This window comes from Streptosporangium album (assembly GCF_014203795.1).
Taxonomy (GTDB): Bacteria; Actinomycetota; Actinomycetes; order Streptosporangiales; family Streptosporangiaceae; genus Streptosporangium; species Streptosporangium album.
Genome location: NZ_JACHJU010000001.1, coordinates 1,306,084 through 1,332,666 on the forward strand (window position 1 = coordinate 1,306,084; position 26,583 = coordinate 1,332,666).

The 26,583-nt window shown below is 70.3% G+C and carries 25 protein-coding genes and 1 pseudogene; 10 read left to right on the forward strand and 16 right to left on the reverse strand.

The genetic code is table 11. The annotated features are described in order from the left end of the window. Positions 1-181 precede the first annotated feature (181 nt). The 3 genes from FHR32_RS06195 to FHR32_RS06205 form a co-directional block, all read right to left on the reverse strand. Positions 182-1,318 carry an acetate/propionate family kinase gene (locus tag FHR32_RS06195; protein WP_184753408.1) on the reverse strand — a complete coding sequence of 379 codons (1,137 nt, stop codon included), beginning with the start codon at positions 1,316-1,318 and terminating at the stop codon, positions 182-184. 76 nt (positions 1,319-1,394) lie between these two features. Continuing rightward, positions 1,395-3,440 (reverse strand): phosphate acetyltransferase, encoded by a 2,046-nt coding sequence (pta, locus tag FHR32_RS06200; protein WP_184753409.1) that lies wholly within the window; start codon positions 3,438-3,440, stop codon positions 1,395-1,397. An 80-nt stretch (positions 3,441-3,520) separates the two neighbouring features. Next, on the reverse strand, positions 3,521-4,312 hold the full coding sequence (locus FHR32_RS06205; RefSeq protein WP_184753410.1) for an alpha/beta hydrolase: 792 nt from the start codon (positions 4,310-4,312) through the stop codon (positions 3,521-3,523). A gap of 382 nt (positions 4,313-4,694) precedes the next feature. Between FHR32_RS06205 and typA the strand changes: the two genes are divergently transcribed. The 3 genes from typA (at position 4,695) to FHR32_RS06220 (ending at position 7,367) form a co-directional block, all read left to right on the forward strand. Continuing rightward, entirely contained in the window at positions 4,695-6,548 is a 1,854-nt protein-coding gene (gene typA / locus FHR32_RS06210) for a translational GTPase TypA (protein WP_184753411.1), read from the forward strand. After that, positions 6,511-6,804 (forward strand): superoxide dismutase family protein, encoded by a 294-nt coding sequence (locus FHR32_RS06215; RefSeq protein ID WP_184753412.1) that lies wholly within the window; start codon positions 6,511-6,513, stop codon positions 6,802-6,804. Before typA ends, FHR32_RS06215 begins: the two co-directional genes overlap by 38 nt. 314 nt (positions 6,805-7,118) lie before the next feature. Beyond that, positions 7,119-7,367 (forward strand): DUF397 domain-containing protein, encoded by a 249-nt coding sequence (locus FHR32_RS06220; protein WP_184753413.1) that lies wholly within the window; start codon positions 7,119-7,121, stop codon positions 7,365-7,367. 35 nt (positions 7,368-7,402) lie between these two features. Here FHR32_RS06220 and FHR32_RS06225 read toward each other — a convergent pair whose 3' ends face one another. From FHR32_RS06225 to FHR32_RS06235, 3 genes are all read right to left on the reverse strand, one after another. Beyond that, positions 7,403-8,218, reverse strand: coding sequence for a polysaccharide deacetylase family protein (locus FHR32_RS06225; RefSeq protein ID WP_246466011.1), 816 nt, complete (start codon positions 8,216-8,218; stop codon positions 7,403-7,405). A gap of 95 nt (positions 8,219-8,313) precedes the next feature. Beyond that, the gene (locus FHR32_RS06230; RefSeq protein WP_184753415.1) at positions 8,314-8,619 is read right to left on the reverse strand and encodes a hypothetical protein; all 306 of its coding nucleotides are present in this window, start codon (positions 8,617-8,619) and stop codon (positions 8,314-8,316) included. A gap of 141 nt (positions 8,620-8,760) precedes the next feature. Further along, positions 8,761-9,336 carry a helix-turn-helix domain-containing protein gene (locus FHR32_RS06235; protein ID WP_184753416.1) on the reverse strand — a complete coding sequence of 192 codons (576 nt, stop codon included), beginning with the start codon at positions 9,334-9,336 and terminating at the stop codon, positions 8,761-8,763. Positions 9,337-9,421: 85 nt separating this feature from the next. Here FHR32_RS06235 and FHR32_RS06240 point away from each other — a divergent pair, with 85 nt between their 5' ends. Then, positions 9,422-10,258 (forward strand): DMT family transporter, encoded by an 837-nt coding sequence (locus FHR32_RS06240; protein WP_184753417.1) that lies wholly within the window; start codon positions 9,422-9,424, stop codon positions 10,256-10,258. Positions 10,259-10,325: 67 nt separating this feature from the next. Here FHR32_RS06240 and FHR32_RS06245 read toward each other — a convergent pair whose 3' ends face one another. After that, positions 10,326-10,913, reverse strand: a complete 588-nt coding sequence (locus tag FHR32_RS06245) for a sigma-70 family RNA polymerase sigma factor (RefSeq protein WP_184756385.1) — start codon at positions 10,911-10,913, stop codon at positions 10,326-10,328. Positions 10,914-11,191: 278 nt separating this feature from the next. Between FHR32_RS06245 and cds1 the strand changes: the two genes are divergently transcribed. Next, positions 11,192-12,268 (forward strand): L-cysteine desulfhydrase Cds1, encoded by a 1,077-nt coding sequence (cds1, locus tag FHR32_RS06250; protein ID WP_184753418.1) that lies wholly within the window; start codon positions 11,192-11,194, stop codon positions 12,266-12,268. A gap of 384 nt (positions 12,269-12,652) precedes the next feature. Here cds1 and FHR32_RS06255 read toward each other — a convergent pair whose 3' ends face one another. Next, a complete protein-coding gene (locus tag FHR32_RS06255; RefSeq protein WP_184753419.1) occupies positions 12,653-13,663 on the reverse strand; it encodes an ABC transporter substrate-binding protein in 1,011 nt (336 codons plus the stop codon). Between the two features lie 97 nt (positions 13,664-13,760). On the opposite strand from FHR32_RS06255, the gene FHR32_RS06260 reads away from it, so the two are divergent. The 3 genes from FHR32_RS06260 to FHR32_RS06270 are packed head-to-tail and all read left to right on the forward strand — an operon-like array spanning position 13,761 to position 16,668. Further along, positions 13,761-14,816 carry a FecCD family ABC transporter permease gene (locus FHR32_RS06260; protein ID WP_312882060.1) on the forward strand — a complete coding sequence of 352 codons (1,056 nt, stop codon included), beginning with the start codon at positions 13,761-13,763 and terminating at the stop codon, positions 14,814-14,816. Beyond that, positions 14,813-15,889 (forward strand): FecCD family ABC transporter permease, encoded by a 1,077-nt coding sequence (locus tag FHR32_RS06265; protein ID WP_184753421.1) that lies wholly within the window; start codon positions 14,813-14,815, stop codon positions 15,887-15,889. Before FHR32_RS06260 ends, FHR32_RS06265 begins: the two co-directional genes overlap by 4 nt. Continuing rightward, positions 15,886-16,668 (forward strand): ABC transporter ATP-binding protein, encoded by a 783-nt coding sequence (locus FHR32_RS06270; RefSeq protein ID WP_184753422.1) that lies wholly within the window; start codon positions 15,886-15,888, stop codon positions 16,666-16,668. Before FHR32_RS06265 ends, FHR32_RS06270 begins: the two co-directional genes overlap by 4 nt. Before the next feature lie 77 nt (positions 16,669-16,745). Here FHR32_RS06270 and FHR32_RS06275 read toward each other — a convergent pair whose 3' ends face one another. Further along, positions 16,746-17,351, reverse strand: a complete 606-nt coding sequence (locus tag FHR32_RS06275; RefSeq protein ID WP_184753423.1) for a TetR/AcrR family transcriptional regulator — start codon at positions 17,349-17,351, stop codon at positions 16,746-16,748. Between the two features lie 332 nt (positions 17,352-17,683). Here FHR32_RS06275 and FHR32_RS44095 point away from each other — a divergent pair. After that, positions 17,684-17,899: pseudogene (locus tag FHR32_RS44095) on the forward strand (discoidin domain-containing protein); the annotation flags it as partial. A gap of 50 nt (positions 17,900-17,949) precedes the next feature. Here FHR32_RS44095 and ftsY read toward each other — a convergent pair. Both ftsY and smc read right to left on the reverse strand, forming a co-directional pair. Continuing rightward, entirely contained in the window at positions 17,950-19,134 is a 1,185-nt protein-coding gene (gene ftsY, locus FHR32_RS06285; protein WP_184753424.1) for a signal recognition particle-docking protein FtsY, read from the reverse strand. A 46-nt stretch (positions 19,135-19,180) separates the two neighbouring features. Continuing rightward, positions 19,181-22,864: a chromosome segregation protein SMC gene (gene smc / locus FHR32_RS06290; protein ID WP_184753425.1), complete on the reverse strand. Its 3,684-nt coding sequence runs from the start codon at positions 22,862-22,864 to the stop codon at positions 19,181-19,183. Positions 22,865-23,034: 170 nt separating this feature from the next. Between smc and FHR32_RS06295 the strand changes: the two genes are divergently transcribed. Continuing rightward, positions 23,035-23,829, forward strand: a complete 795-nt coding sequence (locus FHR32_RS06295) for an alpha/beta hydrolase (RefSeq protein WP_184753426.1) — start codon at positions 23,035-23,037, stop codon at positions 23,827-23,829. An 87-nt stretch (positions 23,830-23,916) separates the two neighbouring features. On the opposite strand, the gene FHR32_RS06300 is transcribed toward FHR32_RS06295, so the two are convergent. The 5 genes from FHR32_RS06300 to rpmF form a co-directional block, all read right to left on the reverse strand. Continuing rightward, positions 23,917-24,111: a hypothetical protein gene (locus tag FHR32_RS06300; RefSeq protein ID WP_184753427.1), complete on the reverse strand. Its 195-nt coding sequence runs from the start codon at positions 24,109-24,111 to the stop codon at positions 23,917-23,919. A 188-nt stretch (positions 24,112-24,299) separates the two neighbouring features. Further along, positions 24,300-24,575: an acylphosphatase gene (locus tag FHR32_RS06305; protein WP_184753428.1), complete on the reverse strand. Its 276-nt coding sequence runs from the start codon at positions 24,573-24,575 to the stop codon at positions 24,300-24,302. Beyond that, positions 24,572-25,438: a bifunctional DNA-formamidopyrimidine glycosylase/DNA-(apurinic or apyrimidinic site) lyase gene (gene mutM / locus FHR32_RS06310; protein WP_184753429.1), complete on the reverse strand. Its 867-nt coding sequence runs from the start codon at positions 25,436-25,438 to the stop codon at positions 24,572-24,574. The genes FHR32_RS06305 and mutM overlap by 4 nt, the downstream gene beginning before the upstream one ends. A gap of 20 nt (positions 25,439-25,458) precedes the next feature. Beyond that, positions 25,459-26,142, reverse strand: a complete 684-nt coding sequence (rnc, locus tag FHR32_RS06315) for a ribonuclease III (protein WP_221465702.1) — start codon at positions 26,140-26,142, stop codon at positions 25,459-25,461. Positions 26,143-26,403: 261 nt separating this feature from the next. After that, positions 26,404-26,583, reverse strand: coding sequence for a 50S ribosomal protein L32 (rpmF, locus tag FHR32_RS06320; protein WP_068926486.1), 180 nt, complete (start codon positions 26,581-26,583; stop codon positions 26,404-26,406).

A 26,583-nucleotide genomic window follows, 5' to 3' on the forward strand; every position in this document is an offset into this window, starting at 1 on the left:
CTTGTACGGCTCGGCCGAGCCGTACAAGCACGACGACGGACGGATGGCCCACCACGCCCCCGCGACGCTGGGCCACCGCCTGACTACTTGAAGTATGTCCCACGAACACCGCTACGCGATGGTTCGCGGCCCGTGGACTTCTCCCGGCGGATTTCATCCATCCGCTGTAGGTAGACGCCATTTATCCGCGATTAGTTCGCGAAATAACCTCAAGAGTTTGGTGGGCGATTTCCAGCTCCTCGTCCGTGGGGATCACCGCGACCTTCACGGCCGCGTCGCCGGTGGAGATCAGCCGGTCCCCGCGCCGGTTGCGCACCGGGTCCACGGCGATGCCCAGCGCCTCCAGTCCGGCCAGTGCGGTCTCCCTGACCAGCGACGAGTTCTCTCCCACACCTCCGGTGAACGCGATCACATCCACCGTGCCGAGCACGGCGTAGTAGGCGCCGATGTATTTGCGCAGCTGGTGGCAGTAGACCGAGAAGGCGAGCCGGGCGTCGGGGTCCCCGGCGGCCAGCCGCTTCTCCACCACGCGCATGTCGTTGTCTCCGCAGAGGCCCAGCATGCCGCCGCGCCGGTTGAGCAGCGTGTCGATCTCATCCAGCGACATCCCGCCCGTCCGCCCCAGATAGAGCACCACCGCCGGGTCCAGGTCGCCGCTACGGGTGCCCATGACGAGCCCCTCCAGCGGGGTCATGCCCATGGAGGTGTCCAGGCACCGCCCGGCCGACACGGCGGAGGCACTCGCCCCGTTGCCGAGGTGCAGCACGATCACGTTGCCCAGCGGCCTGCCCACGGCGAGCGCGGCCTCGCGGGAGACGTAGGCGTGCGAGGTGCCGTGGAAGCCGTAGCGGCGGATGCTCAGCCGCTCGGCCACCTGGCGGTCGATCGCGTAGGTCGCGGCGGCCGGGGAGATCGTGGAGTGGAAGGCGGTGTCGAAGACCGCCACCTGCGGCAGGTCGGGACGGAGCCGCCGGGCGATCTCGATGCCCGCCAGGTTGGCCGGGTTGTGCAGGGGCGCGAGCGGGACGAGCTCCTCGATCTTTTTGATCACCTCGTCGGTGATCAGCGTGGGCTCGGTGAAGGTCTTGCCGCCGTGCACCACCCGGTGCCCGATCGCGGTCAGCTCGGGAGAGTCGAGCCCGAAGCCCCTGTCGGCGAGCTCGGCCGCGACGGCCTTCAACGCCGCCCCGTGGTCGGCCACCGGGGAGCCGGCCTCGCCGATCCGCTCGACCATCCCGGACGCCAGCCGCTCGTCACCGGACAGGAGGCGGTATTTCACCGAAGACGATCCGCTGTTGAGCACCAGCACGCGACTCACCGCGCCTCACCCTCCGAACCTCCCGGACGCTCTGGTGGACGCCGTCCTCCGGCACCGCCCGTCGCTGACCGCCGGTTCATCGGGCGACCTCCTGGGCCTGGATGGCGGTGATGGCTACGGTGCTCACGATGTCGGTGACCAGCGCGCCCCGTGACAGGTCGTTGACCGGTTTGCGGAGCCCCTGCAGGACGGGCCCGATCGCCACGGCCCCGGCGGAGCGCTGCACGGCCTTGTAGGTGTTGTTACCGGTGTTGAGGTCCGGGAAGATCAGCACGGTCGCCCGGCCCGCGACCTTGGAGCCGGGCAGCTTGGCGGCGGCGACCCTGGCGTCCACCGCCGCGTCGTACTGGATGGGCCCCTCGACCAGCAGGTCCGGCGCCCGGTCCATGACCAGGGCGGTGGCGTCGCGGACCTTGTCCACGTCGGCGCCGCTGCCCGAGTGGCCGGTGGAGTACGACAGCATCGCGACCCGTGGTTCGATGCCGAACCGCTCCGCGGTGCGGGCGGAGGAGACGGCGATGTCGGCGAGCTGCTCGGCGTCGGGGTCGGGGTTGATCGCGCAGCCGCCGTAGACGAGCACCCGGTCGGCCAGGCACATGAAGAACACCGAGGAGACGATCGAGGTGCCCGGGACCGTCTTGATGACCTGGAACGCGGGCAGGATCGTCGCGGCGGTGGTGTGCGCGGCGCCGGAGACCATGCCGTGGACGGTCCCGCAGTGCAGCATCATCGTGCCGAAGAAGTTGGCGTCGGTGACCACGTCCCTGGCCCGTTCGATGGTCATGCCCTTGTGCTCCCGCAGCGCGAAGTACTTCCGGGCGAAGGTCTCGCGCAGCGGAGAGGTCAGCGGGTCGACGACGGTCACGCCGGACAGGTCGAGGCCGAGGTCGGCGATCCGCCGGCGGACCACCTCCTCCCTGCCCAGCACGGTGAGGTCCACGATGCCCCGCCGCAGGAGGATGTCGGCGGCCCGCAGGATCCGGTCCTCCTCGCCCTCCGGCAGCACGATGTGCCGCGGGGAGGAGCGCGCCCGCTCCAGCAGGGTGTGCTCGAACATCATCGGGGTGACCCGGTCGGAGCGGGCCAGCTCGATCCGGTCGGTCAGGCCGGCGGTGTCCACGTGCGCCTCGAAGTGGCCGAGGGCCGTCTCGGCCTTGCGCGGGTTGTCGGCGGTCAGCCGTCCCTCCAGCCCGCCCAGGGTGGTGGCCACGGTGAAGCTGTCCGAGGCTGCCGACAGCACCGGCATGCCGGGGGCCAGGCGGGCGGTGAGCGCCCTGACGGCCTCCGTGGGCTCCTCCCCCAGCGTCAGCACCACACCGGACGGCCGCGCCGTACCGGCCGCCTCGGCCGCCACCGAGACGAGCAGCAGGTCCGCCCGGTCGCCCGGAGTGATCACCAGGGCGCCGTCGGTCAGGTGTTCCAGGAACACCGGGAGCGTGGCCCCGCCGAACACGAATCCGAGCACGTCCCTGCGCAGCCCCTCCTCGTCCCCCTGGATCTGCTTGCCGTTCACGGACCGCATCACCTGGCCGACGGTCGGCGCCGACAGCACGGGGTTCTCGGGGATGACATACCAGGGCACCGGCAGGTCGAGCTCGACGGCCGTCCCCTGCGGCGCCCGGTTGGCGATCACCGCCAGCACCGTGCTGCCCAGGTCCGAGAAGACCTGGTGGCCGGTGCGCATCTCCATCGCGATCTCGGCGGCCTGCTCGCCGTACGCCCCCACCACCACGATCACCGGGGCGCCGAACTCGGCGGCCAGGCGGGCGTTGAAGGCCAGCTCGCGCGGGAGCTCGTCGGTGTCGAAGGAGCTGCCCAGCACGAGCAGCGCGTCACACTCCCGCTCCAGTGTGTGGAACCGGGCGACCAACTGGGCGACGAGCTCCTCGGCGCCCTGCCGCGCGTAGATCTCCGCGGCGTCCTCGGCCGTGACCCCGATCGCCGAGGCCGCCAGGCGGTATCGGGCGTTGAGCAGTTCGAGCGTGCGGTCGTCCCCGGCACCGGTGATCGGCCGGAACACCCCGACCCGGCCCGCGTGACGGGTGAGCAGCTCCGTCAGGCCGAGTTCGACGATCTGCCTGCCGTCCCCGCGCCCGAGACCCGCCACATAAACGCTGCGCATGCGCACCACCACCCCTTGTCTCGACACCTCCCTCGTCACCCCTGATCGCCGTGGGTAAACACTTCCTGGCGATCAGGAGGTCAGGAGTTGGCACTCACCCACCCCCCGATGCGGCGGATCAGCCCCGGTGTGGCCGCCGACTCCGCGTGGCCGTACCCGGGTTCGACCCACAGCTCCTTCGGCTCCCGGGCGGCCTCGTAGATCTGGTAGGCGTGGTCGAGCGGGAAGAAGCCGTCCGCGTCCCCGTGCACGACCAGCAGCGGTGTGGGCGCGATGTGCGCGGCCGCCTCGTAGGGCGCCGGCGGCACCGGATCCCACACGCCCTTCCTGATCCGCGTCCTCTTGCCCACCCGCGCGGCCCAGCGGCCCAGCGGCTGCTCGATAGCCCAGTGCACCTGGCGCATCGGCCGGGTCCCCCGGTAGTACCACCGTGCGGGCGCGCTGACCGCCACCACGGCGTCCGGCCCGCCCCGCAGACGGCCGTTCTCACCCGGCCCCCCGGCCTGCCCGTGCCATCCCGCGTGCCGTACGGCCACCGCCGCGCCCATCGAGAACCCGACGACGGCGACCCGGGCGTAGCCGATCGTCCGCGCGTGCTGTACCGCCGCGTCCAGATCGAGGATCTCCAGGTCTCCCACGGTCGACTCCCCCGCGGAGCGGCCGTGTCCCCGGAAGTCGAACGAGATCACTCCGCCGAACCCGCTGAGCACGTGGGTGATCCGCCGCGTGGAGCGCTCCCGCAGCGATCCGGTGAACCCGTGCGCCAGCACGATCCCCAGGTCACCCGCCCTGCGCGGCGGGGTGTGCGCGGCGTCGATCCGGACGTTGTCCTCGGTCGTGAACATGGCGGAGAACGATGGGGCCAGAGGCATGGTCCGAGCTTAGGGCGGTCACCGTCCGGTCGCCGTCCGCCCCCGGGACGCGACCGGGAATCCGGTCACCGCGGCCTCCGGGAACGGGGGCGTCCGGGCCGCCGGGCGGGAAACCGGCCGTTCACGGTCGCGGAGCCCTCGGACTGTGGGACTCTCGGTAGATCGGAGACGGCCCGTACGTCAGGCGACGGAAGCGTCCTCCGGAAGTTCCGCTCCACGCGAACGCGCGGATCGCGCGACGAGAGGGTGTCCACGAGGCCCACGACCCCACCCTGGGTGCGGGGGCGGCCTCAAGATGTCCTGGTGATTGCGCGGATCAACTAAAATGGTAGGGCCGCATCGTCCGCGGCCAGCCTCCACGATCACAGAGTGAGACTCCATCATGCCTTTGAACAGCCGCGACGACCTGCGGAACATCGCGATCATCGCGCACGTCGACCACGGCAAGACCACTCTCGTGGATGCCATGCTCTGGCAGTCCGGAGCATTCCGGGCCAACCAGGACGTAGATGACCGCGTCATGGACTCCAACGACCTGGAGCGCGAGAAGGGCATCACCATTCTCGCGAAGAACACCGCCGTCAAGCACGGCGACATGACCCTCAACATCATCGACACCCCGGGACACGCCGACTTCGGCGGCGAGGTCGAGCGCGGCCTGTCCATGGTCGACGGCGTCGTGCTGCTGGTGGACGCCTCCGAGGGCCCGCTGCCGCAGACCCGGTTCGTCCTGCGCAAGGCGTTCGCCGCCAAGATGCCGGTCATCCTGTGCATCAACAAGGTGGACCGCCCCGACGCCCGGATCAAGGAGGTCGTGGACGAGGTCTACGAGCTCTTCATGGACCTGGACGCCACCGAGGAGCAGATCGACTTCCCGATCGTCTACGCCTCGGCCAAGGCCGGCCGCGCCTCGCTGAACCGTCCCGACGACGCGGGGATGCCCGACTCCGAGGACCTGGAGCCGCTGTTCCAGGTCATCAAGGAGACGATCCCGGCTCCGGTCTACGACCCGACCGCGTCGCTGCAGGCGCACGTCACCAACCTGGACGCCTCCTCCTACCTGGGCCGGATCGCGCTCTGCCGCGTCCACCAGGGCACCATCAAGAAGGGCCAGCAGGTCGCCTGGTGCCGCACCGACGGCACCATCCAGCGGGTGAAGATCACCGAGCTGCTGATGACCGAGGCCCTGGAGCGCAAGCCGGCCGAGCAGGCGGGCCCCGGCGACATCATCGCGATCGCCGGCATCCCGGACATCATGATCGGTGAGACCCTGGCCGACCCCGACGACCCGCGGCCGCTGCCGCTGATCACGGTGGACGAGCCGGCGATCTCGATGACCATCGGCACCAACACCTCGCCGCTGGTCGGCAAGGTCAAGGGCTCCAAGGTCACCGCCCGCATGGTCAAGGACCGGCTCGACAAGGAGCTCGTCGGCAACGTGTCGCTGCGGGTCCTGCCGACCGACCGTCCCGACGCCTGGGAGGTGCAGGGCCGTGGTGAGCTGGCGCTCGCCATCCTGGTCGAGCAGATGCGACGCGAGGGCTACGAGCTGACCGTCGGCAAGCCGCAGGTGGTCACCAAGACCATCGACGGCAAGGTGCACGAGCCCGTCGAGCGCGTGACCATCGACTCCCCGGAGGAATACCTCGGGGCGATCACCCAGCTCCTGGCCGTCCGCAAGGGCCGCATGGAGCACATGACCAACCACGGCACCGGCTGGATCCGGATGGAGTTCGTGGTCCCGGCCCGTGGCCTGATCGGCTTCCGGACCGAGTTCCTGACCGAGACCCGGGGCACCGGCCTGGTGCACCACGTCTTCGACGCCTACGAGCCGTGGTTCGGCGAGCTGCGCACCCGTAACAACGGCTCGCTGGTGGCCGACCGCTCCGGTCCGGTCACCGCCTTCGCGATGACGAACCTGCAGGAGCGCGGCATCCTGTTCGTCTCACCGACCACCGAGGTCTACGAGGGCATGATCGTCGGCGAGAACTCGCGCTCCGACGACATGGACGTGAACATCACCAAGGAGAAGAAGCTCACCAACATGCGCTCCTCCACGGCGGACGTGACGGAGACCCTGATCCCGCCGCGCCAGCTCTCGCTGGAGCAGGCGCTGGAGTTCATCCGCGAGGACGAGTGCGTGGAGATCACCCCGGAGCACGTGCGCATCCGCAAGGTCGTCCTGGACGCCTCGGCCCGTGGCCGCTCCGCCGCCCGGGCCAAGCGCGGTAACTGACCCTCCTCGAAGGAACCGCACGGCGGAGGCGCCGGACCACAGGTCCGGCGCCTCCGCCGTGACCGACCGCTTCCAGGTGCGGCAACTCCTCTCCGGAAACGGCACGTCGATCGTCATCCACGCCCGGCCGGACAACCAGGCCAACATCCCCAGGCGCTACAGCGTCAAGGGCACGACCGGCCCGGACGCCGAGACGCTCAAGACCGGCGACTCCGGCGCCCGCATCGCCTGCGGGGTGATCAGCGAGCGGCGGTAGCCCGGACGAGAACCCCGCGGCGAGGCGGCGATGCCGCCGCCGCGGGCTTCCCGGAGGGCGTCCACGTCCGGGGACGGCTGCCATCGAGATGAGCGGATTGGTGCGGATCGCTACATCGCTCTCAAGGAGATGAGATTTTCCGCCGCTTTGAAATGATTACCGAGGTAGCGTATTCAGGCACGGCCCTTCACGGACTTCACCGCCGGCGACATGTCGGCGGTCACGTAAACGGTCTGGCCGTTCGAGGTCATCCGCGTCAAGACATCACCGCTCGACATGTCAACGACCACTATCTAGAGAATGGCAGAGGAGAGATGGACCTGAACGATCTCGCATGGCGGAAATCGAGCCTCAGCGGCAGCAACGGCGGCGACTGCGTCGAGGTCGCCTCGCTCGAGAACGCCTCCTACAGGCCGGTGCACAAGCAGGACGCCACCCATGCCGTCCGTGACAGCAAGGATCCATCCGGCCCCATCCTCTACTTCGACCTCGTCGAATGGAAAGCCTTCATCAATCGCGTGAAAACATCCGAATTCCACCTCACGCCGCTCACCATTCCCTGACATTCGATCTCCCCGGGAGAGCGAGGTTCTCAGGTTCACGATCCCGTGTTCCGCAGCCGGATGGACGCCCGGCCCTTGCCCGCGACCCGATGGTCGAGTTCGGCGTCTCCGAAATACTCCTTGCCCGGGGTGAGCGCCTTGCCGTACATCTCGGAGAGTGTCACGAACGTGTAACCGGCGGCGGTGAGCCGCTCCAGCACCTTGGGGGCCGCCTGGACGGTGGTGGGGTGGATGTCGTGCATGAGCACGACGGCCCCCCGGGCGGCACCGATCGCGCGCTGGGTGACGACCAGGCTGTCGCGGTCGCGCCAGTCCATGGTGTCAAGGCTCCACAGGATCTGGGCGAGCCCCTTACTGCGGGCCACGGCGGAGACCCGCTGGTTGGTCGCCCCGTACGGCGGGCGCATGAGGGTCATCCAGCGTCCGGTCGCGTAGTGGACGATCTGCTGGGTGCGGCTCAGCTCACCCTTGATGCCGGCCTCCGACAGCGCGGTGAGCTGGGCGTGGCTCCAGGTGTGGTTGCCTATCTCGTGCCCCTCGCTCACCATCCGGCGGAGGTTGTGCGGACCGTCCGCCGCCACCATCTGGCCGACCACGAAGAAGGTCGCCTTGGCGTGATACTCGGCGAGGATGTCGAGCAGATGCCCGGTGTACTCTCCCGGGCCGTCGTCATAGGTCAGCGCCACGCACTTGACCCGCTTGCAGTCGATGTGACGTTCCGCCGGCGCGACGGGATATCTGCTCTTGGGCCACTGCGGCTGGATCGCGGCCAGCTTCGCGGCCAGCGCCTTGGGGTCGACGTGCGGAGGTGTGCGTGCGGGAACGGCCATCGGGACGTCCTGCGACCTCATCCGGGCGATGGGAGCAGCACATCCCCCGAGTCCCATGACCAGAGCTATCGGAACGATCCACAGCCGCATGCTTCCCCCAAGAAAGCAGCGCGAGGCTACGGATAATCCTCAGCCGCGTCTCCTCGCAAGATCTTGGCCAGGTCGTCCCACCAGGATGGGACATCGACCTGTAATTCAGCGTATCGACGCGCCACACGAACAGCACATCCACTGGGATCCGTACCCAGATGGCGACGTTTTACCTGACCTTCCTGCCAGCGGTAGAAACCATCCCTGAAACGTATAACCAGACCTATCCATACGGACAGGATCCCGTCGTCTCCCACCTCATAGACGCCGGTCACACCGAGCTCCCTCAGCTCGGCACTGAGCCGGCCTATCGCCACATGGGGCTCACTCACCGGCCACCTCGCGCATCGGAGAGAGGGGCGCGGCTGGGCACGCACCCGTGGCCCGGCGGGGTCGACACACCGATACGGGAGACCGAAAGCGACATAGTGTAATGATGCGGCTTCATTCCGTGTCGGTGCAGCCGTTCGCCACTATTGGTCGGGAGTCGCCCGAGGTTCCGTGACGACCATCGTGAAGCGCAGCGGCACATCCCCGTGATTGGCGTACTTGTGCGGTCGATCGGCACTGAACACCACCGCGTCGTCCACCCGGACGACATGGCTCGCACCGTAGACCGACAGGGTGAGCTCCCCCTCCAGGACGGTCAGCATCTCGCGGGTCCCCGGCGGGTGGGCGTCGCCGTCATGGTGCTCCCCGGGGGCCAGCCGCCAGTCCCACAGCTCCAGGATGGCCGGCGCGTCGGTGCCGACCAGCAGCCGCGCGGAGCTCGCCTCGCCGTGCGGGAAGGTGACGACATCGGCGGCGTGGACGACCCGGACCACGGGAGTGTCGGAGACCTCCACCATCCGCGCGACCGTCACTCCGAGCGCGTCGGCGATGCGGGTGAGCGTGTTGATGCTGGGGTTGGTCCGTCCCTGCTCGACCTGGACGAGCATGCCCCGGCTCACCCCCGAACGCGCGGCCAGCTCGTCAAGCGTCATCTGCCGGTGCGCCCGCTGGGCCCGGACGTTGTTGGCCACTGCCGCAGTGATCGTCTCTGGATCCATGAGTGCAGTCTAATGAACTGGATTTGCAGTGCAGTGCACTCTATGTGTTGTACTAGGAGTACAACCTATTGAACCGGAGTGGGGAATGAGCGCTGTGGTGCTGGCGACGGTCTGCGCGGTGGTGTACGGCACGGCCGATTTCTTCGGCGGTCTGGCCACCCGGCGATCACGTGTGCTGGCCGTGGTGGCGCTCTCCCAGACGGCCGGTCTGGCCCTGGTGGCCGTGCTCCTGCCGTTCCTGCCGGGAATCCTCACGGCACGGGGGGCGGCCTGGGGCGTGGCGGCCGGGCTGTCCGGCGCCGCCGGGCTGGTGCTGTTCTACCGGGCGCTCGCGACCGGTGTGATGTCCGTGGTGGCGCCCATCACCGCGACCGCCTCGGCGGTCCTGCCCGTGCTGTTCGGACTGGCCACCGGGGACCGTCCGCAACCGGTGGCACTGGGCGGCGTGGCGCTCGCGCTGGCCGCCATAGTGCTGGTCGGCCGCGGCTCCTCCCCTGCAGCGGCCGGCCGGGCCCGGGGCCCGGTCCTGACCTCGCTCGCCGCGGGCGCGGGCTTCGGGGGTTTCTTCGTCCTGCTCGCGCAGGCTCCCGACGACAGCGGCATGTGGCCGCTGTTCGGCGCGCGACTGGCCTCGATCACCGTCGTCGCGCTGCTGGCCCTGGGCACCCGCCGCACGCTGCGCCCCGGCCCCGGAGCGCTGCACATCATCGTCGCCGCCGGAATCCTCGACATGGTCGCCAACGTGCTCTTCATGCTCGCCCAGCAGCGCGGCATGCTGAGCCTCGTGGCCGTCGTGGTCTCCCTCTACCCGGCGAGCACCCTGCTGCTGGCCCGCCAGGTGCTGGACGAGCGGCTCACCGCGGTCCAGATGGCGGGGATCGGCTGCACACTCACCGCCGTGGCCCTGATAGCGGCGGGCTGACAGGGGGCGGACACGGCCGGCTCACGCCCTCTCCCGAGGGCGTGAGCCGGCCGGAAAGGACGAGAGGTCAGGCGGCCTGCGACTGCACGGGGATCCGGAAACCGCCCTCTTCGACGGCGTAGTCCTCGAGCATGGTCCGGAGCTGGCGGCGGCCCCGGTGCAGGCGGGACATGACCGTGCCGATGGGGGTGCCCATCCGCTCGGCGATCTCCTTGTAGGCGAAGCCCTCCACGTCGGCCAGGTAGACCGCGACCCGGAAGTCCTCGGGCAGGGAGCGCAGGGCGTTCATCACAGCGCTGTCGGGCAGCTGCTCCAGAGCCTCGGTCTCGGCGGACTTGAGTCCGGAGGACATGTGGGACTCGGCGGCGGCGAGCTGCCAGTCCTCGACCTCCTCGGTGGCCGAGAGCTTGGGCGAGCGCTGCTTCTTGCGGTAGTCGTTGATGAAGTTGTTGGTGAGGATGCGGTGCAGCCACGCCTTGAGGTTGGTGCCCTCACGGAACTGGTGGTAGGAGGCGAACGCCTTGGTGACGGTCTCCTGGACAAGATCCTCGGCGTCGGCGGAGTTGCGGGTCAGACGCATCGCAGACGCGTAGAGCTGGTTGGTGACCGGCACAACGTCACGCTCGAACCAATCCTGGCGCTGCTCTTCGGTCATCGTGATCACGCGTTCCCCCTTGTACTGTTCCCCCCGTCACCGACTGGTACAGGCATGACGTGCCCTTCCCGACGGCTTATGGCATGCTCGCAGGCTTTCCGTAAAGGTGCCGTTAAGAGCGGTCGTGGCTGGTCAGGGGGGCCGTCAGTCACTGAGTCGATGGCGGCTACAACACGCCCCTCAACCAGACAAGTCTCATTAGAGTAACATCTCCCCCCGAAATTCGCCGGGTGTGTGTCCATCATCACATAACCCCAGCTAGCGATACCTTTGGGCTCATGGAATCCGTGGATCGACATGACCCCGAGACCCGCTCGTGGGTGGCCGAGGCCATCCGCCGAGTCGAGGCCGACGCCCATCGAAGCTGCGACACTCATCTCCACGTCTTCCCGCTTCCCCCGCGGTGGGGGGTAAACCTCTACCTGAAGGACGAGTCCGTCCACCCGACCGGTTCCCTCAAACACCGGCTCGCACGCTCCCTGTTCCTGTACGGCCTGGCAAACGGCTGGATCGGCCCCGCGACCACGGTCGTCGAGGCCTCCAGCGGCTCGACCGCGGTGAGCGAGGCCTACTTCGCCCGGCTCGTCGGCCTGCCGTTCATCGCGGTGATGCCCGCCTCGACCTCGCCCGAGAAGATCTCGTTGATCGAGTTCTACGGCGGCAAGTGCCACCTGGTGGACGATCCCGGAACGATCTACGAGGAGTCCCGCCGGCTGACCGCCGAGACCGGCGGGCACTTCATGGACCAGTTCACCTACGCCGAGCGGGCCACCGACTGGCGGGGCAACAACAACATCGCCGAGAGCATCTTCAGCCAGATGGGGATGGAGCCCCATCCCGAGCCCGCGTGGATCGTGGTCGGCGCCGGCACCGGTGGCACCTCCTCGACCATCGGCCGCTACATCCGCTACCGGCGCTACTCCACCCGCCTGGCCGTCGTCGACCCCGAGGGCTCGGCGTTCTACCCTTCCTGGAACTCCGGCGACGCCACGACCACGGCCCCCGGCTCCCGCATCGAGGGCATCGGCCGCCCCCGGGTGGAACCGTCCTTCCTGCCCACCGTGATCGACCGCATGATCCAGGTCCCCGACGCCCGGTCCATCGCGGCGATGCGCTGGGTCCGCGAGGTCACCGGCCGCGACGTCGGCGGCTCGACCGGGACCAATGTGGCGGCCGCCGTACAGATCCTGCGGGAGATGCGCGAGGCGGGCCGGCAGGGCAGCGTCGTCACGCTGATCTGCGACGGCGGCGAACGCTACCGCGGCACCTATGACGACGACGCCTGGCTCGCCGAACGCGGTCTGGACATCACCCCTCACCTGGAGGAGCTGAGGTCCTTCCTCGCCCACCCCTAGCCCGGGTCCTGTCAGGCTCCGCCGTCCCGTTGCGCGTTCTTCCTGGCGATGGCGTCCATGACCTCGGAGACGTGGGGACCGCACACAGGGTCGAGGGAGCGGCGGCCGGAGAACCAGGAGGTCTGGATCACGAAGTCGGCTGTATGCCCACATAGGCACGTACCAGGAGATTCCGGGTCTGCCGGCAGGACCGCTGAGCGGTGAGTCACCATGGCCCTGACTTTAGTCCGCTTTGACCGGTTGCCCGAGAGAAGCGGAAAACTCGGCGCATGATCTTCGACGGAGGGACCTTCCGGGTTCGCCGTCATGCCGCTTCCGCGGCCCCGGCGGCGAGGGCCGGACACTCCTGGAGCGTCCAGCCCTCCCGCCTGGGGCCGGAAGGGGTCAGGCCGCCTTCGCCGGGTCGACCCCGAAGGTCGTGGCGAGGTCGTCGAGGATGGCATGGGCGCCCTGGATGCCGACCGCGCTCATCCAGGTGACGTCGGCCACATCGTGCTTGGTGCCCTTGAGCTTGCCCCAGAGCGGGTTGGCCTCGAACTTCTTCTTGATCGGCTCGACCGTCGGGTCGGGATAGGCCGCGACGAAGATGTGATCGGCGTCGAGCTGGGAGATGTTCTCCTGGCTGACGTCCACGGCGATCGCGTCGGCGGTGGTCGGCTGCTTCTCGGGCCGGGGGAAGCCGACGTCCTTCAGCACCAGGCCGGAGTAGGAGTTCTCCACGTAGAGACGGATGGTCGGCTCACCGGCGAAACGGACGACGGAGACGGTGGGCAGCGCGCCCTCCTTGGCCTTGATGGACGCCCCGATCGTGGCGGCGCGGTCCTGGTAGGCCTTGATCTTCTGCTCGGCGAGCTCCTCCTTGCCCAGGGCCTGCCCCATGAGCCGGAGGTTCTCCTTCCAGATGGCCCCCGTGGTCTCGCTGAACACCGTCGGTGCGATCTGCGCCAGCTTGTCGTACAGTGCCTCGTGGCGGACCTTGGCCGAGACGATCAGGTCGGGCTTGAGCGCGATGATCCGCTCCAGGCTCGGCTGCTCCAGGGTGCCGACCGCCTTGGCCTCCTTGGCGTGGCCGAGGACCGGAGCCAGATAGTCAGGGAGCTTCTCATCGATCGCCCGGTAGGTGGTGAAGCCGACGACGTCGGTCTCCAGGGTCAGCACCGCGTCCACGAAGCTCTGGTCGAGGGCCACGACCCGCTTCGGCGCGGCCGGGATGCGCGTCTCGCCCATGGCGTGCTTCACGGTGCGGGGGAACGCCGCCGCACCGCTCGCCGCCGGGGTCGCGGCCGTGTCGCCGGCACCGGCCGCCGTGCCCGAGGTGCTCGACCCGCAGGCAGCGAGGCCAAGGGAGAGGACGACTCCCGCCACGCCGGCGGTCAAGGCGCGCAACGCTCTCATCAAGGGTTCCCTTCAAGGTAAGGCCAACCTAATTTAGCTTAGCCATACCTAAGCTGACATACTTATGCAGGATCCGGCAAACGAGAGAGGAGCACAGGTGAGCACAGCGGTAGTCACCGCGCGGCCGCCGTCGCCCGGAAGACCCCGGACGGCCACCGGGCGCAGGCGCCTGGCCGTGCTGGCCGTGCTGCTCGGCGCCCTCCTGGTGACGATCGTGCTGAGTGTCGCGATCGGCGCGAAGCCGGTCCCGCTGAACGACGTGTGGCACGCGCTGACCGGCCCGACGGGGACCGAGAACGACATCGTCGTCCGGTCGCTGCGCATCCCCAGGACCGCCGTCGGCGTGCTGGCCGGGATCGCGCTCGGCGTCGCGGGCGCGCTCATGCAGGGCCACACCCGCAACCCGCTGGCCGACCCCGGCCTGCTCGGCGTCACCCAGGGCGCCGCGTTCGCGATGGTGCTCAGCATCATGGTGCTCGGCGTCACCAGCCTGTACGGCTACATCTGGTTCGGCCTGGCCGGAGCCCTGCTCGCCAGCGTGGGGGTCTTCGCCCTCGGCATGGCCGGTGGCCGCGGCGCCCCCACCCCGGTGACGCTGGCCCTGGCGGGCACCGCGGTCAGCGCCTTCCTCTACGCCCTCACCTCGGCTCTGGTCCTGATGGACCAGCAGGCCATGGACGTCTTCCGTTTCTGGCAGGCGGGCTCGATCGCGGGACGGGACCCCGACGTCGTCTGGCAGGTGCTCCCGTTCGTCGCCGCCGGCCTGGTCCTGGCGATGGTCAACGCGCCCGGCCTCAACGCGCTCTCCCTCGGCGAGGACGTCGCCCGCGCTCTCGGCCAGAACGTCACCCTCACCCGGACCGTCGGCGTGACCGCGATCACGCTGCTCAGCGGGGCCTCCGTCGCCGCCTGCGGCGCACTGGCCTTCCTCGGTCTGATGGTCCCGCACCTGGCCCGCCCGCTGTCCGGTCCGGACCACCGCTGGCTGCTGCCGTACTCCGGGCTGATCGGCGCCGCCGCCCTGCTCGGCGCGGACGTGGTCGGCCGGATGGTCGCCCGCCCCGGCGAGCTGGAGGTCGGCGTCGTGCTCGCCCTGATCGGCGCGCCGTTCTTCGTCGCCCTGGTCCGCCGCAGAAAGCCGGTCCGCCTGTGACCTCTCCCCCCGTACGGCTCGCGCACGAACGTCCGCTGCGGGCCGGCTCGGCCTCCTGGCTGCTCCGCGTGCGCTCCGTCGTCGTGGCCCTGATCCTGCTGGCGGCCGCGGTGCTGCTGATGGCACTCGGCATGCGCATCGGCGACATCCCGATGAGCGTCCCCGAGGTGTTCCAGGCGATCACCGGTGACGGCTCGAACCACTTCGTCGTGATGGAGCTCCGGCTCCCCCGGGCCCTGACCGGCGTCCTCGTCGGCGCGGCCCTCGCCCTGGCCGGTGCGATCACCCAGGCCATCGCCCGCAACCCGCTGGCCAGTCCCGACATCCTCGGCGTCACCACCGGCTCCAGCGTGGCCGTGGTCGCGGCCATCGTGGCCGCCGGAAGCACCGCGGGCGGCGCCAGCGGCGCCCTGGCCTCCGTGGGCATCCCCCTCACCGCCCTGCTCGGTGGCCTGGCCGGGGCGCTGGCCGTCTACCTGCTGGCCTGGCGCAAGGGACTGGACGGCTACCGCCTGGTGCTGGTCGGCATCGGCGTCTCGGCGGTGTTCACCAACGTCAAATACTGGCTGCTGACGGTCGGGGACGTCACCGACAGCAGCCGGGCCATGGTCTGGATCAGCGGTTCGCTGAACGGCCGGGGCTGGGAGCACGTCGTCCCGGTCGCGCTCGCGCTCGCCGTGCTCATCCCGCCCGCCCTCGTCGGCACCCGCTCGCTCGGCGCGCTGCGCTTCGGCGACGACACCGTGACCGGCCTGGGGATACGGATGAACCTCGCGAGAGGCCTGATGATCCTCGCCGCCGTCCTGCTCGCCGCGGTGGCCACCGCGGCCGCCGGGCCCATCGCGTTCGTCGCCCTGGCGGCCCCGCAGATCGCACTGCGGCTTGCCGGGGTGGCCCAGCCGCCACTGGTCGTCTCGGCCCTCGCCGGGGCCGTGCTCACCGCCGCGGCCGACCTGGCCGCGCGGACCCTGTTCAGTCCCGCCGAGCTGCCGGTGGGTGTGGTCACCGCCGTTCTCGGCGCCCCTTACCTGATCTATCTCCTGATCCGTGTGCGCAGAAAGGGACGCTCGTGAGACTGCAGGCCGTCGACGTCAAGCTCGGTTACGGCGACCGTCTCATCGTCGACGGGCTCGACCTCGGGATCGAGCCCGGGACGGTGACCACGATCATCGGGCCGAACGGGTGCGGCAAGTCCACTCTGCTGCGCGCGCTGGGGCGGTTGCTGCGGCCCTCCGGCGGCGAGGTGCTGCTGGACGGCAAGCGCATCGACAAGATGCCCACCAGGGAGGTGGCCAAGATCCTGGGCGTGCTGCCGCAGGCACCGACGGCTCCGGAGGGGCTGACCGTGGCCGACCTGGTGGCCAGGGGACGGCATCCGCACCAGACGTGGTACCGGCAGTGGTCGTCCGACGACGAGGCAGCGGTCGGCGAGGCCCTGTCCATGACCGGCCTGCTGGACCTGGCGGAGCGCCCGCTGGACGAGCTGTCCGGCGGGCAGCGCCAGCGGGCGTGGATCTCGATGGCCCTGGCCCAGGGCACCGACCTGCTGCTGCTCGACGAGCCGACGACCTTCCTCGATCTGGCCCACCAGGTCGAGGTCCTGGAGTTGGTCCGCAGGCTCCACGGTGAGCACGGCCGTACCGTCGTCATGGTCCTGCACGACCTCAACCTCGCCGCCCGCTACGCCGACCGCCTGGTCGCCATGCGTGACGGCAGGATCGTCGCCGCCGGACCGCCGCACGACGTCCTCACCGAGTCCCTCCTCGCGGAGGTCTTCGACCTGGACGCCAAGGTGATCGAGGACCCGGTGGCCGGGACCCCCTTGGTGGTCCCGGTCGGCGTCCGTCACTGACGGCACGATCGGCGGCCCCGGGTGCGTGCGGTGGTCTCCGGTGCGTGCGGCGCGCCCCTACGGCCGCCGGCGTCTGGTCACCGCGATGCTCCGGCGGGCCGGTAGCCGGCCTGCCGGAGCATCGCGGCGAGGTAGGTCTTGATGTCGTCGGCGCTGCCGGTGTCGGGGTAGGCGCCGAGATGGTGCAGGACCGCGCCGTTGAGCATCTCCTGCAGGATCCTCACGTCGCTCTCCGGCGGGAGCCGCCCGTCGTCGCGGGCCCGGCTCAACATGGTGCCCACCGCCGACGCGCGGTGCCGGCCGGGACTGTTCCGGTAGGCCGCGAGCAGTTCGGGATAGTCGTCCACGGAGCCGTAGAGGCGGCGCAGCATGCGGCGGTTCCGGGGCCGGCTGAGGTAGCGCGCCCAGTCGGTCAGCATGCTGTCGATATCCGGCCAGTCCAGGGTGGCGGGGTCGTGGTCGGTGTGCCCCGACTCGATCGCCTGGACGAGCAGGGCGGACTTGTCGGTGAACCTCCGGTAGACGGTGGCCCGCGTGACACCGGCGCGCTGGGCGACCTTCTCGATGCTGGTCTGGCCGGCGCCGCACTCGATGAGAAGGTCCAGCGCGGCGGCCAGAATGTCCGTGTCCGCCTGGCGGCTCCGCGGCCGCCCGGGAGGCCGCGGGGAGTCCGCGACGGTCATGTCGGCCCGCCGCCGGGGACGAGCAGGCCCGTCCGGCCCATACGCACCATCCTTAATTACGATACAGCGTCCGCCTGTATCGTACCCGCGCGCGAGTGGCCGGCCGTTCCGCCCGTTGTGGTCCTGTCGCAGCCGCGGCCGGGCAGGAGCCCGCGAGCGACGGGACCGTCCCGGCCGGATGGCCGACGGCGACGCCGCCCCGGCGACTCACGGCCTGACACCGAGTCAGGATCGGGTGCGGGCGATTATCGCACCGGCTCTTGATCCACTGTTGGTCCGAGCGCATGTTCCTCCCAACATTCGAGTGCGCCTCATGTTTTGGGGGTTCTCACATGCACGCACGTCTCCGGCGGACGATCACGGCGGCCCCAGCGCTCGCGATCTTCACGCCGGCATCCCAAGGCCGTCGACGGGACCCGACGACCCGCTGGTCGAGCGCGGCCGGCGACAACCAGCATCTCCAGGTCGATCTCGGATCCGCCAAGACCGTGGCCCGGACGGTGCTGCGCCGGGAGGCGGCCTACGGCTCGGCGTACTCGATCCAGACAGCGGAACGCCCCTCGGGAAGAGGGGCGTTCCGGCGTTTCCGCGAGCGGGCTCAGTCTCCGAGGAGCGTGTCGACGAAGACCTCGGGGTCGAACGGGGCCAGGTCGTCGGGGCCCTCACCGAGGCCGACGAGCTTGACCGGGACGCCCAACTCCCGCTGGACGGAGATGATGATGCCGCCCTTGGCCGTGCCGTCGAGCTTGGTCAGGGCGATGCCGGTGATGTTGACGACCTCGGCGAACACCTGCGCCTGGCGCATGCCGTTCTGACCGGTGGTGGCGTCGAGGACGAGCAGGACCTCGTCCACCGTGGCCTTCTTCTCGATGACGCGCTTGACCTTGCCGAGCTCGTCCATCAGACCGGTCTTGGTGTGCAGCCGCCCGGCGGTGTCGACGATCACCACATCGACCTTGTCCTGGATGCCCCTGGCCACGGCGTCGAAGGCGATCGAGGCGGGGTCGCCCCCCTCCGGACCGCGCACGACCTCGGCTCCGACCCGGTCTCCCCAGGTCTGGAGCTGGTCGGCGGCGGCGGCGCGGAAGGTGTCGGCCGCGCCGAGCACGACCGTGTTGCCGTCGCCGATCAGGGAACGGGCCAGCTTGCCGGTGGTGGTGGTCTTTCCCGTGCCGTTGACACCGACCACCAGCACCACCGCCGGACGCTCACCGTGCGGCGAGACGTGCAGGGTGCGGTCCAGATCAACGCCGAGCTGGGTGAGCAGCTCCTCCTTGAGCAGGCCGCGCACCTCCTCGGGGGTCCGGCTGCCCAGCACCTTCACCCGGGTGCGCAGATCCTCGACCATCGCCTGCGTGGGCGCGATGCCGACGTCGGCGGTGATCAGGGTCTCCTCGATCTCGTCCCAGGTGTCGTCGTCGAGACGGTCTCGGGAGAGCAGGTCGAGAAGGCCCTTGCCCAGGGTGCTCTGCGATCTGGCCAGCCGGGCGCGGAGCCGTACCATCCGGCCGGCGGACGGCGGCGGGATCTCGATGACCGGACCGGGGACGACCAGGGGCTCGGCCGGCTTGACCGGCGGAGGCGGCAGGGTGGTGGTCGCCGCGTCGTCGTCGGTCGCCCCCCGGGGAGGCGCCTGCTCCTCCTTGGGGATCGGCCGCACCTCGGGCGGAACCACCGGCGGCGGAGCCGTCCGGCCTCGCGGCCGCAGCAGCAGGAACATGCCGCCTGCCGCGAGCAGGGCGACGACGAGAACGATCGCGATTATGCCGAGATAGGCTTCCACAAGACCATAGTTTTCCAGACGCCCCAGGATGCTCCGACCCCCGGTGTCAGACCGGGTCGTGTTCCCTGAGACGCTGGCTGATGACCTGTGTGACGCCGTCCCCGCGCATCGACACCCCGTACAGCGCGTCGGCGATCTCCATCGTGCGCTTCTGGTGGGTGATGATGATGATCTGTGACGTCTGCCGCAGCTCCTCGAACAGGGTCAGCAGGCGCTGGGTGTTGGTGTCGTCCAGCGCGGCCTCGACCTCGTCCATGACGTAGAACGGCGAGGGCCGTGCCTTGAAGATGGCGACGAGGAAGGCGACGGCGGTCAGCGACCGCTCACCGCCGGACAGCAGCGACAGCCGCTTGACCTTCTTGCCCGGCGGCCGGGCCTCGACCTCGACACCGGTGGTCAGCATGTCCTCCGGATCGGTGAGCAGCAACCTGCCCTCGCCGCCGGGGAAGACCCGAGTGAAGATCGTCTCGAACTCGCGGGCCACGTCGTGGTAGGCGGCCGTGAACACCTGCTCGACCCGGTCGTCGACCTCCTTGACCACGAGCAGCAGGTCACGCCGGGTCTTCTTGAGATCCTCCAGCTGCGAGGTGAGGAAGGCGTGCCGCTCCTCCAGCGCCGCGAACTCCTCCAGCGCCAGCGGGTTGACCTTGCCGAGCTGGGCCATCTGGCGGTCGGCCGCCTTGGCCCGCTTCTGCTGCTCGTCCCGGGAATAGGGCACCGGGTCGCCGTCCACGGTGGGGACCGGCTGGTCCGGACCGTACTCGGCGATGAGGGTGTCGGCCTCGACGCCGAACTCCTCCACCGCCCGCGTCTGGAGCTGCTCCAGGCGCATCCGCTGCTCGGTCCTGGCCACCTCGCTGCCGTGCACCCGGTTGACCAGCTTGTCCAGTTCCCCGGAGAGCTCCCGGACCCGGAGCCGGACGGACTTGAGTGAGGCGTCGATCTGCCCGCGCGCCTGCTCGGCCTCGTCACGCTCGGCCGCGGCGCTCGCCAGCGACACCTCCAGCGTGCGCAGCGTCAGCTCGGTCCCCCGGACCACCGCCTGGGCCACCTGCGCCTGCCTGCGCCGCCGTTCGCGCCGGTCGGCGGCCCTGGACCGCTCCTCACGCTCCCGCTCGGCCGCGCGCATCAACCCGTCGGCTCTGCCCTCAAGTCCCTTGACCCGCTCCTCGGCCGTCCGTACGGCGAGGCGGGCCTCCATCTCCGACTGCCTGGCCGCAGAGCAGATCTCGGCGAGCTCGTCGCGGATCTCGGTGGTGGGCTCCTCGTCGGCCCCTTCGGTGTCCTCCGCGGCGGCGAGCCGTTCCTCGAGCTCGGTGAGCCCGGCCGCGTCCCGGTCGCGTGCCTCCCGTGCCGCCCGCACGCCTCCGGCCAGCCGCTCGCACTCGTCCCGTGCCGCCTTGGCCGCGGCACCGAGCTGGGCGAGCCGCCTGGCCGCCGCGGCGACCTGCTGGTCGGCGTCGCGCTGCCGGGCCCGGACCTGATCCAGTGCGGCCTGCGCGGCGTTGACTCCGGCCTGCGCGGTCTGCACGCCCGTCTGCGCCTCGGCCACCTTCGCCTGGGCGGACTCGACCGCGAGCTGTGCCTCTCCCTCGGCCTCGGCGGCCTCCTCCATCGCCGTCGCTGCCTGCTCGGCGGCCACCCCGGCCGTGGTCAGGTCGGCCGCCGCCTCGTCCAGTGCGGCCCGCATCTGGAGCGCCGACGTGCCGCCGGCCGAGCCGCCCCTGGCGGCATAGGCGCCCAGCAGGTCACCGGAACGGGTGACGGCCCGCAGCTCCGGCCGCTGGTCGACCGCCTTCCTGGCGGTCGGCAGATCGTCGACGACCAGAACGTCCGCCAGCAGATGGGCGGTGGCGGCCCTCAGCTCGGCGGGGACGGTGACCAGGTCGACAGCCCATTCGGCGCCGGACACCGGCACCGGCCCCGACGGGCTCCGCACACCGTCGGCGGCGATGACCAGGGCGGCCTGTCCGCCGTCGGCACTCCTGAGGAAGTCGATGGCGTCCGCCGCACACTGCAGGGACTCCACGGCCACGGCCTCGGCCGCCGCGCCCAGCACGGTGGCGATGGCCACCTCGGCGCCCGGCCGGACGGTCAGCATGGTGGCCACCGGGCCCAGCACACCGGCCAGATCGGCGGCGAGCAGCGTCGCACCGCCGTCCGCGCCCCTGACCAGGCTCAGCTCCAGCGCCTCGAACCTGGCCTCCAACGCGGCGACCTGACGCTGTGCGTCCTGGTCGGCCTTGCGCGCCGCGCCGAGAGCCGCCCTGGCGGCGCCGAGACCGGCGTTCGGGCCCGCGACGGCCGCCTTGGCCTCCTCCACCACGCCCCTGGCCGTCTCGACGGCCTGCCGTGCCGCTTCCACGACCTCCAGGGAGATCTCCAGCTCCTCGGCGAGAGCGGAATCGGCCACCGGGTCCGCCTGCTCCTGACGGTCGTGCTCGGCCTGGGCGAGCTCGGCGCGCTGCTCGGCCTCCTCCAGGGAGCGTGCCAGTCGCCCGATCTCCTCCTCGGCCGCCCCCGCGCGGCTGCGCACGGCACCGACCTGCCCGCGGAGTCTGGCCAGGCCCTCCCGCCTGTCGGCGACGGCCCTGACCTGGGCGGCCAGTCGCCGCTCCTCGGCCGCCAGCGCACCCTCGGTCTCGGTGCGCTCGGCCACGGCCCGGGCCAGCGACTCCTGCTCCTCGGCGAGCAGCTCGGCCAGGACCCGCTCCTGCTCGCGGACCTCCTCGGCCTCGCGCTCGAAGTCCTCCGGGTCGCGCCCGCGCCGCTCCACGGCCGTGTCGGTGGCGTTGCGGTGCCGCTCGGCGGCCAACCCCGCCAGGCCCCGCAGGCGCTCACGCAGCGAGGAGAGCCGGAAGTAGGTCTCCTGCGCGGTGGCCAGGCGCGGCTGGGCCTCGGCCTCGGCCGCCTCCAGCTCGGTCTCGGTGAGCTGGCCCTGCTCCAGCTCGGTCTCCACCGCCGTACGGCGGGCCAGGACGGCCGCCTCGTCGGCGGACTCCCGCTCCAGCGTGGTCCGCAGGGTGAGCACGTCGTCGGCGAGCAGCCGGAGCCGGGCGTCGCGGAGATCCGCCTGGATGACGGCGGCCTTACGGGCGATCTCGGCCTGGCGGCCCAGTGGCTTGAGCTGGCGGCGCAGCTCGGTGGCGAGGTCCTGGACGCGGGTCAGGTTGGCCTGCATCGCGTCGAGCTTGCGCAGCGCCTTCTCCTTGCGCTTGCGGTGCTTCAGGACGCCCGCGGCCTCCTCGATGAACGCCCGGCGCTCCTCGGGTCCGGCGTGGAGAACCTGGTCGAGCTGGCCCTGCCCGACGATGACGTGCATCTCGCGGCCGATGCCGGAGTCCGACAGCAGCTCCTGGATGTCGAGCAGGCGGCAGGTGTCGCCGTTGATGGCGTACTCGCTCTGCCCCGCCCGGAACATCAGGCGGCTGATCGTGACCTCGGTGTAGTCGATCGGGAGCGCGCCGTCGGTGTTGTCGATGGTGAGCGTGACCTCGGCGCGGCCCAGCGGGGCCCGCGAGGAGGTCCCGGCGAAGATCACGTCTTCCATCTTGCCGCCGCGCAGCGACTTGGCGCTGTGCTCGCCCATGACCCAGGCGAGCGCGTCGACCACATTGGACTTGCCGGACCCGTTGGGGCCGACGACCGCGGTGATACCCGGTTCGAAGCGGAGAGTGGTGGCCGAGGCGAAGGACTTGAACCCGCGCAGGGTGAGGGTCTTCAGATACATACGGAAAATCCCCCATCCCGGTGTGCGGGAGCGACCGGGGCGCCGCGCCGCGCGTCGCGGCCCAGGCGCCGGGACCGGCGTCTTCCCTCGTCGCTCGCCTGGTCTGCGCTGCCTGGGAAGACTACCGTTCTTCCTCCGCGCTCGCCCGTGCACCGCCTATGGTGCCCTCCATGAATGCGGAACGCGGTGAGGGCGAGGCTCCAGCACCGCTTGGAGCTGGGAAGACTCCCCTCAAACGGCGCGCTTTTCTCATAGGCGGCGCCTCTGTCGTCCTGGGCGTCGGCGGCGTCGCGCTGGCCGCCGGGCCGGAAGGCGTCCGGGAGGCGTACGCGCAGATCATCTGCGGTGCGATCCCCGAGCCGCCGACGACAGCACCGGGAGCACTCCAGCGGAGCAGGGTGAACGGGCGCCGGGTGGTCATCGGGCTGCCACCGGACGCGCGGGGCGTCCTATCCGTTGTGATCATGCTTCACGGCGCCACCGGCGACGCGCGCACCCCGTTCGACCGTTACGCGATCGCCCGCCATCTGGCCGCGAGCGGCGGGCGTTTCGCGGTGGCCTCCATCGACGACTGGCCATCGGCGGACATCACCGGGACGCTCCTTCCCTACCTGGGGGAATGCGGCCTGGACATCCGGCGGATCGGGCTTCTGGGCTGGTCGTCGGGGGGCGCCGGAGCGCTCAAGCTGGCGGCGGAGCTGGGTCCGGAGCGGGTGTCGGCGGTCGCGGCGACCGCTCCGGCCGTCACCGCGGCGAGGGCGCCGCTACAGGAACTGGTGGACATCCCGATCTGGCTGGGCTCCGGCGAGCGCGACATGTGGGCGCCGCAGACGGAGACGATGCTGAAGGGCCTGAAGGCGCTGGGGGCCGCGGCCGAGGGCGGGATCTCCGGCGGATGCCGGAATACGGCCTACCGTCGCCGGGTCCTCCCCGAGCAGCTGGCCTTCTTCTCCCGCCACATGTGACGTCGCGCACGACGGTCACGTGTGACCCCGGATATGACAAGGGACGCCTCTAGAGGCGTCCCTGGACGGTGGTTGCGTCCCGGCCCTTTAGGTAAGGGCCGGCTCACGATCCTGCAGGCGGTTGAACGCTTCGTCACGGGTGCTGGCCGCGAGTTCGTCGTTCTGGGCCTGGAGCCGGGTGAGCTCTGCCTCGAGATCACGGATACGCTGCTGGAGACGGCGCATTTCCGAGACCATACGAGGGTCAGGACCGCCGACGTGGCCGAGTAGAGCCTTCGCCATGGTTAAGGGTCCTCCACGCTGAGTGACCAGACTGGTTCGCGCACTTCTTGCCGCGGGAGGGGTGCGCGTGGTTCTTATCAAGAGTCGCACTGGTGAGGGAGACGGTCAAGTTGAACGCTCCGCTCGGATGCACCATTGGGCACTCCCAACGGTAAAATATACCTCATTTCAACGGGTTAAAGGAACGACTAGCGTTCGATAAAACCCATCAGCCCCTCCTTGGCCTCGCTCCAGCGCTCCACGACCCCGTCGACGCGGCCGGGCGCGTCACCGCTCCGGAGCAGTTCGAGCAGCCGGGCACAGGACTCCTCCGAACCCTCCGCCACGACCTCCACCCGCCGGTCAGGGGTGTTCCTGGCCCAGCCGGCCAGGCCCAGCTCCAGCGCCCGGGCACGCGTCCACCAGCGGAAACCCACGCCCTGCACGTGGCCTCGGACCCAGGCGGTCAGCCGGACGTCCGTCATGACGCGGCCTTTCGGGGGCGGGGCTGGCAACGGGGGCAGCTGTAGGAGGAGCGGTTCATGAACGACTCCCTGACGATCGGCGTGCCGCATCTGGAGCAGGGCTCGTCCCGCCTGCCGTACACGGCGAGCGAGCGGTCGAAGTAACCGCTCTCGCCGTTGACATTCACATAGAGACTGTCGAAAGATGTGCCGCCCTCCGACAGCGCCGCCGCCATCACCTCCCGGGCCGCGGCCAGCAGTTCGGTGATCTTGGTCCGGGTCAGCGCCCCGGTGGGCCGGGCGCCGTGCAGCCGGGCCCGCCAGAGCGCCTCGTCTGCGTAGATGTTGCCGACGCCGCTGATCAGCGACTGGTCGAGGAGCGCACGCTTGATCTCGGTCTGCCGGGCCCGCAGACGGCGGCTGAACAGCTCCTCGTCGAAATGCTCCTCGAAGGGGTCGGCCGCGATGTGCGTGATCGGCTCCGGCACGGACCGGCCACCCGCGTGGGCCAGCGCTGTCACCAGCACGTGGCCGAAGGTCCGCTGGTCGACGAAGCGCAGCTCCGCGCCTCCGTCGGTGAAACCGATCCGGACGCGGAGGTGCTTCTCCAGTGGCGAGCCGGGCTCCACGACCAGCAGCTGACCGCTCATGCCCAGATGGGCCAGGATCGCGTCGGAACCGTCCAGGGGCAGCCAGAGATATTTCCCCCGGCGCTCGGCGGCACCGACCGTGCGGCCCTTCAACCGGGAGGAGAACTCCTCGGCTCCGAGGACGTGCCGCCGGATGGCCCGCGGATGCAGCACCTCGGCGTGGGCGATGACCCGCCCGGACACCCAGCGCTCCAGGCCACGCCGTACGACCTCAACCTCGGGCAACTCGGGCATGCGGTCCCTCCTCGAAGGGGTCAGCTGGTTTCGCGCTTGTCCCGGTTCTGGCGGATCCGGTTCCAGGCCGCCTCGGCGGCCTGCTGTTCGGCTTCCTTCTTCGAACGGCCGGAGCCGGAGCCGTAGTCCTCGCCGCCGAGACGGACGACGGCGGTGAAGGACTTGGCGTGGTCGGGGCCGCTCTCCCCGACGTGGTATTCGGGCACGCCGAGCGACTCCGCGGCGGTGAGCTCCTGCAGGGAGGTCTTCCAGTCGAGACCGGCGCCCAACGAGGCCGAGCGGGTGATGAGCGGGTCGAAGAGCAGGTGGACGACGCGGAACGCCTCGTCCAGACCCCTGTTGACGTAGACCGAGCCGATGAGCGCCTCAAGGGTGTCGGCGAGGATCGAGGACTTGTCACGTCCGCCGGTGCCCTCCTCGCCCCGGCCGAGGCGCAGGAAGCGCCCCAGGTCCAGCGTACGGGCCACGTCGGCGAGGGCGCGCATGTTGACCACCGCGGCCCTGAGCTTGGCCAGCTGGCCTTCGGGCAGGTCGGGGTGGTTGCGGTAGAGGGTGTCGGTGACCACCAGGCCCAGCACCGAGTCGCCGAGGAACTCCAGGCGCTCGTTGGTGGGCAGGCCGCCGTTCTCGTAGGCGTAGGAGCGGTGGGTCATCGCCCGCTCCAGGATCGCGATGTCCAGCCGTACGGACAGGAGCTGCTCCAGCTCGTCCCTGACGAGCTCGACGGCCACCGGCTTAACGCTCGTACCCACGTCTTCTCCTCGCACTTCTTTCGTCGAATGTGCGATGGCGAAGGGGAACAGGAGAAGTGCCCGAAGATGTGGTGGGCGCCGGGAGGGTGCGGTCTGACCGCGAGACCCGGCGTCCACCACAGCCGCGGGCGGACCGCCATCGCAGTGGTGTGCAGACGGTGACGCCGACCGGGACCACAGGGACCCGGCCGGCATCCGTCAGTCAGAATGCGATCAGGCGGAGGGCTCGATCACCTGACGGCGGTTGTAAGTGCCGCAGGTCGGGCACGCCATGTGCGGACGCTTCGGCGAGCGGCACTGGGGGCAGCTCACGAGCGAAACCGCGGCGGCCTTCCACTGCGACCTGCGGGAGCGGGTGTTGCTCCGCGACATCTTGCGCTTGGGGACAGCCAC

Coding starts and splice junctions, on each gene's coding strand:
- FHR32_RS06235 (WP_184753416.1), bottom strand. CDS start 9,336: ATGGATCCAGAGACGATCACTGCGGCAGTGGCCAACAACGTCCGGGCC.
- FHR32_RS06205 (WP_184753410.1), bottom strand. CDS start 4,312: ATGCCTCTGGCCCCATCGTTCTCCGCCATGTTCACGACCGAGGACAAC.
- smc (WP_184753425.1), bottom strand. CDS start 22,864: ATGTATCTGAAGACCCTCACCCTGCGCGGGTTCAAGTCCTTCGCCTCG.
- FHR32_RS06295 (WP_184753426.1), top strand. CDS start 23,035: ATGAATGCGGAACGCGGTGAGGGCGAGGCTCCAGCACCGCTTGGAGCT.
- FHR32_RS06305 (WP_184753428.1), bottom strand. CDS start 24,575: ATGACGGACGTCCGGCTGACCGCCTGGGTCCGAGGCCACGTGCAGGGC.
- FHR32_RS06225 (WP_246466011.1), bottom strand. CDS start 8,218: ATGAGGTCGCAGGACGTCCCGATGGCCGTTCCCGCACGCACACCTCCG.
- mutM (WP_184753429.1), bottom strand. CDS start 25,438: ATGCCCGAGTTGCCCGAGGTTGAGGTCGTACGGCGTGGCCTGGAGCGC.
- FHR32_RS06275 (WP_184753423.1), bottom strand. CDS start 17,351: ATGACCGTCGCGGACTCCCCGCGGCCTCCCGGGCGGCCGCGGAGCCGC.
- FHR32_RS06240 (WP_184753417.1), top strand. CDS start 9,422: ATGAGCGCTGTGGTGCTGGCGACGGTCTGCGCGGTGGTGTACGGCACG.
- FHR32_RS06245 (WP_184756385.1), bottom strand. CDS start 10,913: ATGACCGAAGAGCAGCGCCAGGATTGGTTCGAGCGTGACGTTGTGCCG.
- pta (WP_184753409.1), bottom strand. CDS start 3,440: ATGCGCAGCGTTTATGTGGCGGGTCTCGGGCGCGGGGACGGCAGGCAG.
- FHR32_RS06220 (WP_184753413.1), top strand. CDS start 7,119: ATGGACCTGAACGATCTCGCATGGCGGAAATCGAGCCTCAGCGGCAGC.
- cds1 (WP_184753418.1), top strand. CDS start 11,192: ATGGAATCCGTGGATCGACATGACCCCGAGACCCGCTCGTGGGTGGCC.
- FHR32_RS06300 (WP_184753427.1), bottom strand. CDS start 24,111: ATGGCGAAGGCTCTACTCGGCCACGTCGGCGGTCCTGACCCTCGTATG.
- typA (WP_184753411.1), top strand. CDS start 4,695: ATGCCTTTGAACAGCCGCGACGACCTGCGGAACATCGCGATCATCGCG.
- FHR32_RS06255 (WP_184753419.1), bottom strand. CDS start 13,663: ATGAGAGCGTTGCGCGCCTTGACCGCCGGCGTGGCGGGAGTCGTCCTC.